Raw genomic sequence first — 13,118 nt, 5'->3', positions numbered from 1 at the left:
AAACCACAAAGCTGATACCGGCTGCCAGGCGGGGCTTACAGGTGCGCCTTTCGGAGATGACTCGGCCGGGATATCGTCGGCCGATGGTGAAGGTTGACAACGACGAGCTCGGTGAAGGGCAACAGTTGACAGGCGCAACGTATGGGTTGCCGCTGCGCTCAGTGCTGACTGCTCAATCGTTGAGTGACACCACGGTGCTTGCCGGAGCCAACAGCATGGACCGTGTCGTGGCCGGCCTCAACGTCATGGAGGTCCCTGACATCGTCGCCTGGGTCAAGCCCGACGAACTGCTGCTGACCACGGGCTTCCCGCTAGTCTCGAGCACACCGTCAGATCACTCCGCGCGCACGTCGGCTCTTGTCCAGCTCGTCCGCGACCTCGACAAGCGCGGCCTTGCGGGCCTGGCCATCAAGTTCGGCCGCTACCTCCACGAGCTTCCCGCGGAGGTCATCACCGTTGCCGACGAGCTCGGCTTTCCGCTGCTCCGTCTGCCGGACGGAGTCGCGTTCGACGACGTACTCAAGGAGGTCTACACAGACCTCAGCGCCGCCCAGGCCACCGTGCTCGAGCAGATCGACGCGCTCCACAGTGCGCTGACAATGCTGGTGCTGGAGGGCGGCGACCTCGCCCAGATCGCCGCAGAGGTCGCCCGGGTGCTCTCGGTGGGCGTGGTGATCACCTCCACCGACGGTCGGGAACGCGCGAGCGCACTCACCGACGACGACCGAGCGGAGCTGGTCGCGGCCAAACTCTTCGACGACACCGGGCGATTTCGGGTGGAGCGGGTGCGGTTAGGTCCGGAACCGGTGGCCGGTGGGCAGGTGCGGATGGTTCCTGTCGCAGCCGGCGGCACGGACCTGGCGAGGATCGCGGTGTTCAGCCCCGACCGGACACTCGCTCCGTCCGACGTATCAGCCTTGGAGCGCGCGGCCACGGTCAGCGCGTTGTTGATCACCCGGCAACAGGCCGTCACCGCTGTGGAGAGCAAATACCGCGGCGACTTCTTGCGCGACGTCTTCCAACGCCGCGCCGGCAACAATCAACACGTCCTCGACCACGCCGCCGGGCTCGGCTGGAATCTCAACCGACCGCTGGTCGTCCTAGTCGCGGAGCTGGACCCGACCGACCCTGCGAAGCAACCGGCGCCCGCGCGAACCCAACGAGCATGGCAGGACCGGTTCGCGACGGCGTGGAGACAAGTACTCGAGACACGTGACCGCACCATCGCCGTAGTCGACTTCTCAGCCGAGGTGGTCGCGCTACTGCCTGTGGCCGTTCCCTTGGACAGCGCGGACGCCGACTCCGCAAACCAGAGTCAGGCCGTCGAACGGCAGGTCGCAAGCGTAGTCTCCAGCATCCGCGGGGACCGGGGCGGCGGCCGACGGTCCTTCTCTGCCGGGGTCAGCCGGATAGTCGACGACCTCGATCAGCTGCCGAGTGCCTACGGACAGGCGCGCCGGGCCGTGGAGGTCGGCCGGCGAATCAAGGGCCCTGGCGACGCAACGCATTTCGACGAGCTAGGAGTGCACCGGCTGCTCTCGCTGGTACCCGACCCCGAGGAACTCCGACTGTTCGCCACGCAGGTGCTCGGAGAACTGGCCGACGACACAGCAGCGGCCGCCGACCTACGTACGACACTACAGATCCTTCTCGACACCAACCTCAACGTCGCCGAAGCGGCACGCCTGCAGCACTTCCACTACAACACGATGCGCTACCGGATCACCAAGCTCGAGAGCCTTCTCGGGCCATTCAGCTCAGATCCTCATCTAAGACTGGATATAGCCGTCGCCTTGCGAGTATGCGAAATGAGAGGTTGATTCAGCAGGTTCTTTCGGGCGTGACTGCCAGCGCGTACATCGGTTACGGGACCGACCGGATCCGCGAGGACACGCTGGTCCTCTACAACCCGGGCGACGACGCGGGTCCAGCACCACCCGCTACCACGCAACGCAAATCGTCACGCCGTTCACCATCGACGTCATCGCCCCGGCAGGGCTGGCTTCCGCCGCACAGGACGTCGACCAATCGCTCGTACTGCCCCGAATTCTCAGCGAGACGCGCCGCCGCGCTTCGTACGGAGCGCGGCGTATCCGGGCTTGATCACATCATTGATCAATGCGAGCCGCTGGTCGAACGGTAAGAACGCGGATTTCATGGCGTTCACCGTGAACCACTGCAGATCGTCGAGAGTGTAGCCGAACGCGCCGACGAGCTCCTCAAATTCCCGGGACATGCAGGTGCCACCCATCAATCGGTTATCGGTATTGACGGTGACCCGAAAGGACAGGTTACGCAACAGGGCGATGGGGTGCTCGATGATCGACGGAGCCGCACCAGTCTGGACGTTCGAGGTCGGACACATCTCCAATGGGATCCGCCGATCTCGAACATAGGACGCCAACTGCCCCAGCCGCGCGGATCCATCCTGAGTGACGGTGATGTCGTCGACGATCCGTACGCCATGTCCGAGTCGTTCTGCACCGCAATGCTGGATCGCCTCCCACATTGATGGCAAACCGAACGCCTCACCGGCGTGAATGGTGAAATGGGCGTTCTGCTGCCGCAGATACTCGAACGTGTCCAACTGCCAGGTGGGCGGAAAACCGGCCTCCGGTCCTGCGATGTCAAACCCCATCACGCCGACATCCCGGTAGTCGACGGCGAGTTGGGCGATCTCGGCGGCTCGTGCGTTCTGCCGCATCGCGCACAGCAGCGTCCCGATCCGGATCGGCCGGCCGGCTACGGCCATCCGGCGCTCACCTTCCCGGAAGCCTGCCTCGACGGCGTCCACGACCTCGGCCAGGGTCAGCCGCTGTTCCTGCAACAGCTCTGGGGCGTAACGAACCTCCGCGTAGACGACGCCGTCGGCGGCGAGATCCTCCGCGCACTCGGCCGCGACACGAAATAACGCATCAGCCGTCTGCATCACCGCGATGGTGTGCGAGAAGGTCTCCAGATAGCGTTCCAACGAGCCGGAGTCGGCGGATTCCACGAACCAACGGCCCAGCTTGTCGGCGTCTGTGGTGGGCAGCTTGTCATATCCGCAGGAGTCGGCAAGCTCGATGATCGTCGCGGGCCGAAGCCCGCCGTCGAGATGATCGTGCAACAGTACCTTCGGCGCACGACGGATCCAATCGCGCGTGGCAGTGGTCCGATCCTGGTGCACAACAAACCTCCCATGATCGCGTCGCGCCGTGGCATATTTGAGCCGCCTCGCGCCTTCCGGACTGCTGAGTTTGCGTCCTTTTATATGCTGAGCGCTACCCATTCAGGTATTCGCTGCGTACTTCGTGAGATGCCCAGTAGTCGTAGTTCCAATGGGTTCGTTGGCGATTGTCGTGCAGTTCACTTTAGCGAGCCTATCTTTCTTGATGTTCATCCGTGTGGGATACACCACATGGTAAACTCGTTCGTTCTTGAGGCTGGCGAAGAATGGCTCTCGGCGAGCACAACGCCACCATCAAGAAAGAACTCATTCATTTACACACCTGACCCAAATTTCGGCGATCGTGTGCTCATGATCTTCGGAAGTCCGGTCAGGAGCCACGGTCGGTGGCACGGGGGTGCGATTCCCCCGTGCCACCGACCCGTGGGTCAGGAGCCCCGACGTCGTGCTGATGGACATCCGGGTGCCTGGCAGCCCGCAGCCGCCGTGCCGAACCCGCCGAGCGTCCTGGTGCCCAGCAGCAGACTGCGAAAGGGTCGTCAACATCGAAGTCGGCGACTTCGGCGGGTCTCCATGCGATGCCCTCGGCCTGTCTCGTCGGTTATCCCGCGGAGAAGCAGGAACTGTCGTAGTTTCCGCTGGAGTCCTGCGGGCACTTGCTGAAGCCGGCTTCCTGGGCGTCGGACTCGTTCCAGAAGAAGATGCGGTTGTTCACGTGGACCTCGTCATAGTCGGCGGGGTCGACGTATTTCTTGGTGAACCAGTCACCGACCGGCTTGTCCGGCACCCGCTCGTTGACCCGCAACCGGTACTCGAAGGGGAGTTCGGTCAGCGGGTCGGCCGGATCCCAGATGCCTCGGCCGTTGTCCTGGGCTTCCTTCTGCGCGGTGCGGTAGTCCTCGAAATGAGCCTGGTTGGGCCAGATCACGTAGGTCACCGCGTGTCCCATCCGCAACTGCTCGCGGTTGGTGTTGAGCCTGTCCGAGTCTCGGGTGACGTGACCGAGTACGCGGTCGTAGATGTCTTTCTCCTCGACATCGGTGGTGATGGTGATCGGCGTGTGTTGCGGCAGCAGGCCGCGCAGATGGTCCCGGGACTCGGTGGCCCACGGCTCCTGGGTGTCGCCGTCCATCTCCGGGGAGTCGATGTTGAGGAACCGGACCGATTTCGAGCCGGAGATGGGCGGGTAGAACTGCAGGGTGTCACCGTCGTTGACGTATTCCACCTTGCGGTCGGTGTAGCTGGTCTCGGCCAGCGCGGAAGGGGCCAGGCTGACGGTGAGCAGTGCTGCCGCGCAGCCTGCCATCGCCATCCGCTTGGTTCTGGTGAGCACAGGGAACCTCCTTGATCGGTTTTCGGGGAAAGGGAAACACGCGGTACCCGGACGGGTACCGGCGATCGGGGTGCGGGCGGGTTAGGGGACGTTCAGCCGCGCGACCTGCGGGTCGTGGTCGGTGGGCCGAGCGCTGTGGGCCAATTCGCTGTTGGTGTGCACCACGTCGAAGGCGTAGCCGGCGGTGTCCAGGGCCGGCGAGATCAGCAGGTGGTCAAGCACCTGGGAATTGCCGTCGAAGATGTAGCTGTAGCGTTCACCGTCTGACAGGGTGCTGGGTAGGTCGGTCAGGCCGGCTGCGGTGAGCTTGCCCACTGCGGTGGAGAACTCGAAGTCGTTGAGGTCTCCGGCGACGATCACTCGGGCGTTCGGGTCGATCGTTTCGATCTGATCGTAGAAGTCGGCCACGACCTGGGCCTGGGCGTTGCGTTGGGTCTCGCTGGTGCGGGTGGGTGGCTGGTAGCGGCCGAAGAGCGGGTCGTCGCCGTATTTTGAGTTGAAGTGGTTGGCGATCACGAACACCGGCTTGCCATCGAAGTAGAACTTGCCGACCAGGGGTTTGCGGCTGTCGTTGAACGCCGAATTGCCGGGGTCGATGCGGCCGGGGTTGAGGCTGAGTGCCACCCGGTCGCCGTCGATGCCGCTGTCGGAGACCTGCACGGCGGTGGTGGCGTCGCCGTGGGTGCCGGGTGCGAAGGACACCAGATCGGTGCGGAACAGGAACCCGACCCGGATGTTGCCGTTTGATTCGCCGCCGTCGGCACCGTTTTGCGGGTCGATTTGCCGGTAGTCGTAGCTGGGGCCACCGGCGGCGCTGATGGCGTTGATCAGCTTGGCCCAGGTTTCGCTGGCGTCGGGGGGTCCGCCGTTAGGGCCGTTGTTGTCCTGGATTTCCTGGAGGGCGAGAATGCCGGGTGAGGCGAGGTTGTTGACGATCTGGTTGGCCAGGGCGTCGAACTTGCTCTGTGGGTCCTTGGCATCGAGGTTCTTCACGTTCATGGTGGCCACGGCGAGTTGCCCGGACAGGGCCGGGTCGGTGGTTTCCCGGGTGAGCCCGCTGTCTACGCCGGACAGCGCGCTGGTGAGCTGGAGTTTGAAGTTGCCGAAGCTGTAGTCGAGCACACCGGTTGCCGCTGTGGCGAAGTGGTCGCCGGTGTTCACCTGAGGGGTGGAGCCAGCTAGCGCGAAGTCGTCGAGCAGGATCCGTTCGGGGTTGGGGTCGGACTGGCGCAGCACGATCCCCCCGCGGGTGGTGCGCACGGCGGCGTTGGCTCCGTCGTCACCGACGATAGGGATCTCGCCGTACTTGTTGGTGGGCCCCACCGCGACGGGGTTGTTGACTTGGACGAGCATGCCTTCCATGGACTCGTAGAAGTCGATGCCGTCGGTGTCTGCGTCAAAGGTGCCGGAGGTCTCCACGCTGCCGGTGGCGTCGTCGTCGATCACCGTGCCAGGCGGCACCCGGCCGCCGTCGCCGATCACTGTGGCGGCCGGCGGAGTCTTGGTGCCCAGCTGGGTGATGGAGGGCGAGGTGAGCTCGGTGATTGTCAGGTTTGCGGTGGACGAGCCGCCGGGCCGGAACTCACTGACCGATCCCTCGACTGCGATCTCGTCACCGACCTGCACTGTCGGCGCCTGGCTGGTGTAGACGAACATGCCCTCGGAGGTGGCGGGGTCGCTGTCCGGGCAAGGGTCCTGATACCAGAAACCGTTGGAACCGAGTGCCGTGACCACGCCACGAACATCGCTGACGTTCGAGCCATCCAACGGTGAGATGTGTCCGCTGCCCTGGACCTGGCGGATGCGGGTCCCGGTGTAATCGCAGGCATCTGCTGCGGCGGCCGGGATCGGGGCCAACACGATTAGCGGGGCAGATACGGTGGACAGAAGGGTGACGGTTGCGAGACCACGCCGCAACCTCGGCTTGGACCGGTTTGAGAGCAAAGAGATAGACTTCATCGAGATCTCCAATCAGTGGGGATCGTGGATGACCAGATCGTGAATAACGCGGAAGTATCGCACGTTATATCAAAATGAATTGAGCCTCCTTTCATGAATTGCAAATGCGCCACCGATGCTTTTCAAATAGATGCCAGTTATCTGACGTGGCGCCAAAAAGGCGCAGAAGAGGGCGGCATCCGTCAAGCGCACCCATGCGTCCCGCGGGCGGGCCATCAGTGCGTTCTACAAGAACATCGGTCAACGATTTCGGGGTTTGATGAATAGTGACGGTCACATGGTCCACATCCAGGTGAACGTGTCCCGCTCGTCGTACCGTGGTGTCGCCTGGTGTGTCAGCGTGGCTCGGTTCAGTGTCCGTGGTCGTGGCCGTCCCCGTCGTGGCCACAGTCTTTGTCTGGGGGGAGCTCGTGGACCTGCTCGATCGGCACCCAGCCCGTGCGGGACGGATCCGCGATGAGTCTTACTCGGATCCGTTTTCGTGAGGCGTCGAGCATTTCGGCCTGCTCACCCGCGCGGAGCGTGGCGCCGTCCAACGACGGGCGGCAGTTTGGGGGCTCGCCGGAGAGGTGGACGACACCGCGGAGCCGGAAGTCGTTGATCCACCCTTCGGCTGGTGGCCCGGCAACGGTGCGAACCTTGTGCCAGTGTCCACGTGCTGTGAGGACGCGCACGAGAGTGCCGTCAGCGACGGAGTCGACTGTCTCACCCTCCGGTTCGCTGAAGAGTGGAACACCGCGCGGTAGCGCCAGATCCCCGTGGTCGGTGCGGCCGCTCACCAGCAGGATCGGACGGCGGATCTCGACTGCGTCATCAGGCCGAGGGGTGTCCCCTGACGATGCCCCACACCCGACAAGGATGAGGAGCAGCCCGGCGAGGCCGACCCGGGCGCCCACGGTTATCGCGTGGGCGCCCGGACCGCGAGATGACGCATCACATGTCATCATCGTCGTCGCCATTCGTTACGGGCACGTCGAGGGGTTGGCAGTTCCCTGGGTGACGTTGCTGGAGATGGTGTCGCACCACGAGCCACCGTCACCGACGCGATGGAAGACCTGATCGTACTCCGAAGAGGAGAGGCTATAGGTATAGGAGTCATACACCGTCTCGACCTCACCCACGATCTCCAAGAACCGCACGTCTTCTGTCCCGGTGTTGTTGAGATAGGCCGTGCCGAGCTCCATTACCCAATAGCCGCCTGCAGGGATCACCGTGCCGGACGGGATCTGCTGCGGGCTACTGCCGCTGGCTGCAAGGTCGTCGATGTAGTGGCCGCTGACATCCACGTCGTCCGCGGTCGGGTTATACAGCTCTACCCACTCTTGGTTGGTGCTCGGCGCCATGAGGAACTCATTGACCTTCACCTGGCTCGGGTCGCCGCCGCTACCACCGCCGCTACCGTTGCCGGTTGTATACGAGTTCGTGCCGCTATCGTATGTGACGTCGTAGCTGTCGCCGGTCCCGCTTGTCTGGAGAACAATGTCCCCATTGTTGTTGAACGTTCCGGAGTAGTCGATCGGTGCCCCGGTTGGGTCGGTATCGTCGCAGGGGTTGTTGGTCAGGTAAATATCCGCGCTGACGTTCCGGAAGGCGTCGAGCACCCTGTTGGCGGGATGCCCGTAGCTGTTGTTGCCGCACGAGATCACGCCGACCTGCGGGTTGAGGGTGTTGAGGTATGTCGAGGACGAGGAGTGTGTCGAGCCGTGGTGGTTCGCGCGCGCCACGGTGGTAGCACCGACCTGCTCGGCGATGTGCGACTCGATGTCGTTGTAGGTGTAGCCGAACGAACTGGTGTCGTACTCGCCGTCGTTGTCGCCGGCGGTCACGTAGGAGAAGACTCCGTACTGGATATCTAGCGCGATGGAGTAGTCGTTCTCGCTCGGCGGGGTGGTAGCAGCCGTGTGGTCGCCGGATACCGGGGTGGTCCCGTCGGCCTGCATGACGTCTTTGCCGTTGACCTGGACGATCGTGGTGGTCACGCCGGTGCCGAGATCGAGCGTCGGCCAGGTCTCGGTGTTCGTGAGCTGATCGACCTTGCCTTCAATGTGTGCCCGGTCGGCTTGCCCGGCAGGCCCGTACAACCAGCAGTTCCAGCGCCGTGCCGTTTGGGATGTCGTGCCGGCATTGTGCCAGTCGACCTCCGGCGCCGGATTTGACGATGTGCCGATGTCACAGTCCGCGTCACCGTTGGCGTCGGTCCACACGCCACCGTCACGGTCGTATAGCGTGCCGACCGTGAAGCCCAACCCGCCCTCGGTCGCGGGCGTAAGCAGTTCATAGATTCCGTTGCCGATGTCATCGGTGTCGTTGGGATTGCCGGCATAGCCGATGTGATCCAGGTGATGGTGCGACGCCATCACGTAGTCCAGGTGCACCGGACCCGACGAGATACCGCAGATACCTCTGATCTTCTGCGCGACGTCCTTGGCCTTCGAACTCGTCGTGGAGTTCCAGGCCGTCTCGCCCAGATCCACCAGGAGTGTCTTCCCGGTGGGCCCTACGACGAGTTGACCGTCACCCTGCTCGACGTCGAACCAATAAACGTTGAGTTCGCCCTGGGTCCAGGTGCCGCTGGTCGAACAGGACGGAGCATTGGTCGGAGCGGCGGCGTGCGCCGCAGAACTGCCGACGGTGAGGACAGCGACCGAGGAGGCGATAAGCCCACCGACAACGAGGAGGGCTGTCGATCGTTTCCGTGCGCGTCGGAACAGATAAGACCACCGACGCTGATCAAGTCTACGTGCCATCACAAGCTCCATATCTTCGGCTGCGGCGCCCCTGTCGTCTCTGACAGGCACAGCACCGTGTAAAAGCAAAGGTAAATGTCGTGATCTACTTCACAAGATTCGTGCACAACTGAGCAACGATGGCCGACTGGTTTATATATTATTATGTCGATATGTCTGAATTGAACCGGCGAGTTGGGGTTCTGGGACGGTGGCTGCCTGTGTCGGGGCGATGCTGAGACACGAAGCCCGTCGATCTGACCGGGGGACGTTGCTCGATCACATCTATGACGGCTACCTTCGGGTCAGGAGGGATCGCACCTCGTCACGGAGCGCGTCGAGTGCGGTCTGGGCGGTGGCCGTGGTCGGATCGAGGGATGTCGCGGCGTCGACGGGGCGCACGATTTGCAGGTAAACTTTGAGCTTTGGTTCGGTGCCGGAGGGCCGTACGATCGCTCGGATACCGTCGCCGGTGAATCGAAGTACATCGGCGTGAGGCAGCAGATCATCCAGGTCGACCGGTGTCCCGGTGAGCTCGGTGGGGGGATGTGCGCGCAGGCGTGTCATGAGCTCGGTGATGTGGTCGAGTTCGCCCACCCGGATCGAGAGCTGGTCGGTGAGGTGTACGCCGTGTGCGGCGGCTAGCTCGTCGAGCATCTCCTGCAGCGACGACCCGTTCGCCTTGCGGGCGGCCGCAAGGTCGGCAGCAAGCACTGCGGCCGTGATCCCGTCCTTGTCGCGCACCGTCTGAGGGTCGACGCAGAGGCCGAGTGCTTCCTCGTAGGCGAATACCAGATCGGTCGATCCGTCGCTGGCGCGCACCAGCCACTTGAACCCTGTCAGCGTCTCGGCGTAGTGGGCTGTGTGTGCGCGCGCGATCGAGGCCAGCATCGATGACGATACGATCGTTGTGGCTACCAGCGGTTCAGCGCGATCCATACTGGACAACACGTGTTCGCCCAGCAACGCGCCGGTCTCGTCACCCCACAGCATCCGGTAACCGTCGCCGCTGGGTATGCCGAGCGCGCAGCGATCAGCGTCGGGATCGAACGCGATCGCGAGATCGGCTTGTGCCGCGGATGCGAGCTCGAGCAGCCGGTCGCAGGCGCCGTGCTCTTCGGGGTTGGGAAACGTCAATCCACCGAAGCTGGGGTCCGGTGTGAATTGTTCGGTGACTACGTGGATATCGGTGAATCCGGCCCGTCGTAACGCTTCTGTCGCGACAGCGCCGCCGACCCCGCACAGCGGTGTGAGTACGATTTTCAGCTCGCGCGCCGTGCCGCGCGGCAGTTCGGTGACCCGTTGCAGGTACGGCTCGAGGATCTCGTCGCAGATCGTCGTCCATCCTGGTGAGCGCGGCACGGACGCCGCTGCGGGCGCCTGGGCGATGGCTGCCTCGATCTCGGCGTCGGCGGGCGGGATGATCTGGGCTCCCGAACCGTCGTAGAGTTTGTAGCCGTTGTCGGTCGCCGGGTTGTGTGACGCGGTGATCTGGATGCCGGCTACCGCGTTCAGGTGGCGCACGGCGAACGCGAGCACCGGTGTCGGCAGCGGCCTGTCCAGGACCCGCACCTGGAACCCCGCCGCGTCGAGCACGCTTGCAGCATCAGCGGCGAACTCGGCGGAGCCGCGGCGGGCGTCTCGGCCGACGACGACCACGCCACCGCGGTGGCCCCCCGCGGCGAGCCAGCTCGAGACGCCTGCGGTGGTGCGGACGACGACTGCGCGGTTCATCCCGTTCGGGCCGGCCCGTACCGGGCCGCGCAGCCCCGCTGTGCCAAAGACCAGCGGTCCCGCCATCCGGTCGGCGAGTTCGTCGGCGGCCGCGGGGTCACCGGCGATCGCCGCCACGAGAATCGTTCGCAGCTCGGCGCGCGCGTTGTCGTCGACGTCGTCGGCGATCCAGCCGACGGTGGCCTCCCGCAGGGTTGGCTTCACGCCCGCTCCAGCAGCGCACGCAGCAGCATTCCCGTCCGCTGCGCCGATGCTTGTCCTGCCTCGAGGACTTCCTCGTGGCTGAGTGGCAGCCCGCTCAGCCCCGCGGCCAGGTTGGTCACCAACGACAGCCCGAACACCTCCACACCTGCCGCGCGGGCAGCGATCGCCTCGAGGACGGTGGACATGCCGACGAGGTCGGCGCCGAGGGTGCGATACATCCCGATCTCGGCGGGCGTCTCGAAGTGCGGTCCGGTGAGCCCGGCATAGACACCCTCGGCGAGGGTCGGGTCGATCTTGTGGGCGATGGCACGCAATCGTGGTGAGTACAGGTCGGTGAGATCGACAAAGTTCGCGCCGACCAGCGGCGACAGCCCGGTGAAGTTCAGATGGTCGCGGATCAGTACCGGCTGGCCGACCGTGAAGCCTTCTCGGAGCCCGCCGGCCGCATTGGTGAGCAGCACAGCGCGTGCCCCCGCGGCGGCTGCGGTGCGTACACCGTGCACCACGGCGTCGACGCCGAGGCCCTCGTAGATGTGGCTGCGCCCCAGCAGCACCAGCGCGCGCTTGTCGCCGACCGACACCGATCGGACGGTCCCGCCGTGGCCGACGGCGCACGGTTTGGCGAACCCGGGCAGGTCGGCCAGTTCGATTTCGGTGGCCGGTTCGCCCATCACATCGGCCGCCGCACGCCAGCCCGACCCGAGGACGAGCGAGATGTCGTGGGAGGCGACTCCGGTGCGTTCGTTGATGAGCTCGGCCGCGTCGGCGGCAAGGGTTTCGGTCATTGGTAGTTAGGGGAGCGGTGCCCGATTGGCCCGTTTCCCTTCCTCCTGATCGTGTTGTAGGGACAGGTTGCGCGGCCGTGGTGACCGCACGGTGTTTCTCGCGTGGTTGGTCGACGCGCCACACGTCACGGTGCTTTGGGGGTGGTGCTTAGGGCGTGTCGATGGTCGCCGAATGTGTGTCGAGGACGGCTTGGGCGGTGGCTTCGTCGGTGACGAGGACGTCGACTGCGCCGCTGCGTAGCGCGGCGGTGATGGCTGTGGCTTTCGCTACCCCTGTCACGACAGCGACGGTGTTTCCGCCTGAACTGAGGTCCTCAAGAGACAGACCTAATGTCCGTGCGTCGAGTGCCGGGTCGGCGATCTGGCCGTCGATGGTGACGAAACGGCTGTTGATGTCACCGATGGCACCAGCCGTTTCCAGCCGCTCGATATCCGCTTCGTCGAGGTAGCCGACTTGCGCGAGTGAGCACTCGCGTCCGAGAGCGCCAACGGTCACCATCTTGACGTCGGCGCGGCGACCTGCGGCGAGAGTTTCCGCTATGGGGCGTAGTCGCTCCAGCGACGTCCGGACTTCCGCTTGGTCGACGATGGCGGGCACGGAGAGCTCGTGCAGTGTGCCGTGGGTGGATCGGGCTATGCGGACCAGAGCCTCGTGTGACCAGGTGAGCCTCGTGCTCCGGCTGGCTCCACCTTTGATCTGAACCAGGTCGACGCCGCGGCACCAGTCGGTGGGAAGCGCCCTGGCGAAGGCGGCGATCGCGGTTCCCCATGAAATACCAAGCCGCCGGGGCGACGGGCGAAGCGCACTGACGAAGTCGGCCGCGGCCCGGCCGACCCGCCAGCGGGTCGCGGCCGGATCTGAGTCATCAGTGTGCACGACGTGGGCGGCACGTAACCCAAACCGGGTAAGCACCTGGTTCTCGACGTCGATGACCCGGGCTGTCGGGTGGGTGATCTCGATCCGGACCAACCCGATCTCACGTGCCTGCCGGAGGAGCCGGCCGACCTTGAACCTGCTGACGCCGAGTCGCTGGGCGATCTGGCCGTGTGTCAGGTGGCTGCCGTAGTAGAGCTCTGCTGCTCGTATGGTCAGCGCTTCCTCACCAACAGTGTCCTCCGTCACAGTGATACATGGTCAACCCTACCGGAGGTCCTGGCAACCAGGGTTGCTCACATGAGCATGACCGGCCGATGACGGCCGTTGCGTG

Annotated in this window: 9 protein-coding genes; 1 reads left to right on the top strand and 8 read right to left on the bottom strand. The window is 64.5% G+C overall.

Translation table 11 applies throughout. The features are described 5' to 3' along the window. Positions 1-83: 83 nt before the first annotated feature. Positions 84-1,820: a PucR family transcriptional regulator gene (locus AMYHA_RS12635; RefSeq protein ID WP_034271237.1), complete on the top strand. Its 1,737-nt coding sequence runs from the start codon at positions 84-86 to the stop codon at positions 1,818-1,820. A gap of 230 nt (positions 1,821-2,050) precedes the next feature. Here AMYHA_RS12635 and AMYHA_RS12630 read toward each other — a convergent pair whose 3' ends face one another. The 8 genes from AMYHA_RS12630 to AMYHA_RS12595 form a co-directional block, all read right to left on the bottom strand. Beyond that, positions 2,051-3,169 (bottom strand): adenosine deaminase, encoded by a 1,119-nt coding sequence (locus AMYHA_RS12630; protein ID WP_034271234.1) that lies wholly within the window; start codon positions 3,167-3,169, stop codon positions 2,051-2,053. Between the two features lie 601 nt (positions 3,170-3,770). Next, a complete protein-coding gene (locus tag AMYHA_RS12625; RefSeq protein ID WP_051399824.1) occupies positions 3,771-4,502 on the bottom strand; it encodes a thermonuclease family protein in 732 nt (243 codons plus the stop codon). 81 nt (positions 4,503-4,583) lie between these two features. Continuing rightward, positions 4,584-6,461, bottom strand: coding sequence for an endonuclease/exonuclease/phosphatase family protein (locus AMYHA_RS12620; protein WP_169732928.1), 1,878 nt, complete (start codon positions 6,459-6,461; stop codon positions 4,584-4,586). A 350-nt stretch (positions 6,462-6,811) separates the two neighbouring features. Then, on the bottom strand, positions 6,812-7,357 hold the full coding sequence (locus AMYHA_RS12615) for an SH3 domain-containing protein (protein ID WP_034271232.1): 546 nt from the start codon (positions 7,355-7,357) through the stop codon (positions 6,812-6,814). 66 nt (positions 7,358-7,423) lie between these two features. Further along, the gene (locus AMYHA_RS25705) at positions 7,424-8,935 is read right to left on the bottom strand and encodes a lamin tail domain-containing protein (protein ID WP_169732927.1); all 1,512 of its coding nucleotides are present in this window, start codon (positions 8,933-8,935) and stop codon (positions 7,424-7,426) included. Between the two features lie 546 nt (positions 8,936-9,481). Further along, positions 9,482-11,125, bottom strand: coding sequence for a phospho-sugar mutase (locus tag AMYHA_RS12605; RefSeq protein ID WP_034271230.1), 1,644 nt, complete (start codon positions 11,123-11,125; stop codon positions 9,482-9,484). Beyond that, positions 11,122-11,910 (bottom strand): purine-nucleoside phosphorylase, encoded by a 789-nt coding sequence (locus tag AMYHA_RS12600; RefSeq protein WP_034271227.1) that lies wholly within the window; start codon positions 11,908-11,910, stop codon positions 11,122-11,124. The genes AMYHA_RS12605 and AMYHA_RS12600 overlap by 4 nt, the downstream gene beginning before the upstream one ends. Before the next feature lie 148 nt (positions 11,911-12,058). Then, positions 12,059-13,033: a sugar-binding transcriptional regulator gene (locus tag AMYHA_RS12595; RefSeq protein ID WP_034271224.1), complete on the bottom strand. Its 975-nt coding sequence runs from the start codon at positions 13,031-13,033 to the stop codon at positions 12,059-12,061. Positions 13,034-13,118 lie beyond the last annotated feature (85 nt).

Origin of the sequence: Haloechinothrix halophila YIM 93223 (genome assembly GCF_000504245.1) — a bacterium.
GTDB classification, from domain to species: Bacteria; Actinomycetota; Actinomycetes; order Mycobacteriales; family Pseudonocardiaceae; genus Haloechinothrix_A; species Haloechinothrix_A halophila.
This window is presented reverse-complemented; position numbering and strand designations above follow the sequence as displayed.

Bases quoted from the DNA above. Each gene is read 5' to 3' on its own strand.
- AMYHA_RS12620 (WP_169732928.1), bottom strand. From the start codon at position 6,461: ATGAAGTCTATCTCTTTGCTCTCAAACCGGTCCAAGCCGAGGTTGCGG.
- AMYHA_RS12600 (WP_034271227.1), bottom strand. From the start codon at position 11,910: ATGACCGAAACCCTTGCCGCCGACGCGGCCGAGCTCATCAACGAACGC.
- AMYHA_RS12635 (WP_034271237.1), top strand. From the start codon at position 84: ATGGTGAAGGTTGACAACGACGAGCTCGGTGAAGGGCAACAGTTGACA.